1 protein-coding gene is annotated in these 2,512 nt (G+C 69.7%); it reads left to right on the top strand.

What is annotated here, in order from left to right:
- Window positions 1-73: 73 nt before the first annotated feature.
- A partial coding sequence (locus WC493_RS23845) for a hypothetical protein (protein ID WP_373069252.1) occupies window positions 74-2,512 on the top strand: 2,439 nt, incomplete at its 3' end.

Here is a 2,512-nt window from a genome sequence, read left to right as displayed (position 1 = left end):
CAACGAGTGACAGCCGGGCTCCGTGGCAGTCGCCCGCCACGGGCCGCACTGGGGGCCCGTGTAACCTGCCGCCGTGGTCGCCAAAAAGGTCTATCAGCAGTTTCCGACGCTGGCCCAGCTGGCTTCGCTGCCCCAAATTGCGCTCGTCGATCAGGTCACCCCGGCGCAGACCTTGGGGGCTGGCACCGGCACCGTCCTGATCGTCGGTGAGACCGAGGCCGGGGAGTTCACCCCGACGCAGATCTTCTCGGACAGCGACTACATCTCGCGGTACGGCGGTTTCGGCCACTCGACGTCCGAGGGCAAGTACAGCGGCATCGTCGCGCTGCGCAGCGGCGGCACCGAGTACTGGAACGGCAACCTGCACGTCTGGCGGACCTCGCTCAGCTTCGCCGCGCTCGTCGTCTGCCGCGTCGACAACAGCGCCGGCTCGGTCCAGTTCCGCCGCCTGGCCGCGAAGAAGGGCGGCAAGGGCACCTTCGACCTTGCCCCGAGCGATACCGTCACCTGGCGCCGCAACGACGCCGTAAACGTCATCGCCACCTTCCTGGCGAACAAGGCCGCCATCGACGGCACCGGCGGAACCTTCCCGACCCTGTTCACCGGCGGCGAGACGCTGCTGCTGTCGGTCGACGGCGTGGTCCTGCCCCCGATCGCGTTCACCGATCAGGAGCAGACCGAGGCCCAGTGCATCGACCGCATCAACCTCACGGCCGCCTTGACCATCGCCTACGACAACGGCGGCCAGATCAGCCTGCGTTCCGTCATCGCCGGCACCGCGGGCGAGATCGAGATCCTGGGCGGCACCGCGGCCGCGACGCTGGGCTTCGTGACCGCCCCTGTCGTCGACGTGTGGGACTGGGTTGCCGTCAATGCCCAGGTCGGCGACTACACCCTCCGAATCACCCGCTACGTCGACGGCGTGCTCACCACCTACGACGCCGAATACACGTCGGCTGACGCCGTGGAGGCCAACCTGCGCAACGGGTTGCTGGCCGCGTTCAACGCCCTGGACCCGGCCGTCCCTGGCATCACGATCGCCTCCGATGGCGTCGCCGGCATCAAGGCGACCGGCGACGCGAACGTGCTCTTCACCGCGTCGGTATTCCTCGAGGTCACCGCGGCCGACATCTCGATCACGCACACCACTACCGGTCTGGTCACGCTCGACGCGGGCGACGGCAACGTGGCGAACATCGACGAGGTGACCGTCGCAGAGGTCGCCTCCATCTTCGACGCGCTGGCCGGCGTTGGTTCCTACGTCGACAGTTCCGGCTACATCTGGGTGACCGAGAACGCGACCCCGGCCTCGGGCAAGCTCCAGGCGGTCGCGGGCGTCTACGAGACGCTCGGCTTCGACGCCGTGAAGGCCGAAGCCGGCGCCGGCGCCGAGGTCACCATCCCGGCCGGCACCCGCGTGCTCGACAACACGACCGGGACGATCTGGGTGACGCTGCAGGACGTCGACACCGACGAGGCCGGCGGACCCTTCGACGCGAAGGTCCGGCCGTGGACCGACAACGACACAGCGCTCGGCTCGGCCGCCGCAGGCGTGGACGAGATCGTCGACGTGAACCTGCCGGACGCCTTCGCCGTCACGAACAGCGCCGCCATCGCCCGCCTCTCGGTCGGGGCGCTCGACATCCGGTACAAGGAGGCCCTCGCCCGGACCCTCGGCAAGAACGGCCCCGGCGCCGACGCGAACATCGTCGTCTCCGCCCGCAGCTCGGCGAACATCGGCGCCTTCCTCCGCGACAACGCCATCGCCGCGACCGCCGCCGGCCTGGTCTGCCGCAAGACCATCTTCGGGCCGCCGATCGGCACGACCCGCGCCGTCGCCAAGGGGGACGCTGGCGTCGGCGTCGGCAACGTCGGCCGTCACGACCGCCTCACCTATTGCTTCCCCGGCCACAAGGCCCTGATCCCGGAGATCCTCGAGGTCGGCGTCGCCGGCGGGCAGGGCTTCAGCGACAGCGGCGTGGTCCAGCGCCACAGCGACGGCATCATGGCCATGATCCGGTCCAAGATCCCGCCCGAGCGCTCGGCCGGCGAGGCCCAGAAGTACACGTCGGTCGGGGCGCTCACGATGGTGATCGCGCTCGAGGACGCCTACGACCCCAACGTCGGCGGCGTCGACCTCGTGGACGACGACTACGTGGACTTCCAGGCCAAGGGCATCGCCGCCCTGCGGTACTCCAAGCCGAACGGCTGGGAGATCGAGAGCGACGTGTCCAGCGTCAACCCGACGACCGACAAGGCGCGCGCGGACAACAACCGCCGGTACTTCGCCGACTTCCTGATCGACACCGCGTACACGGTGGCCGCGCCCTACAAGGACCGTCTCAACACCCCGCGCGAGCGGCAGTCGCTCGAGGACCAGCTGAACGGCTTCCTCGACACCCTGCAGGCCCCCGGCCAGCCCGAGCAGTCGCGCCTCGAGGCGTACGGCGTCCACTACGACAGCACGCCCGCGCAGACCAGCGCCGGCCTCCCGATCTTCGCGCTGGACGCC

It is taken from the genome of Zavarzinia sp. (genome assembly GCF_041650655.1).
Taxonomy (GTDB): Bacteria; Pseudomonadota; Alphaproteobacteria; order Zavarziniales; family Zavarziniaceae; genus Zavarzinia.
The sequence above is the reverse complement of the archived record's forward strand: the minus strand, read 5'-3'. Positions and strand labels throughout refer to the sequence as shown.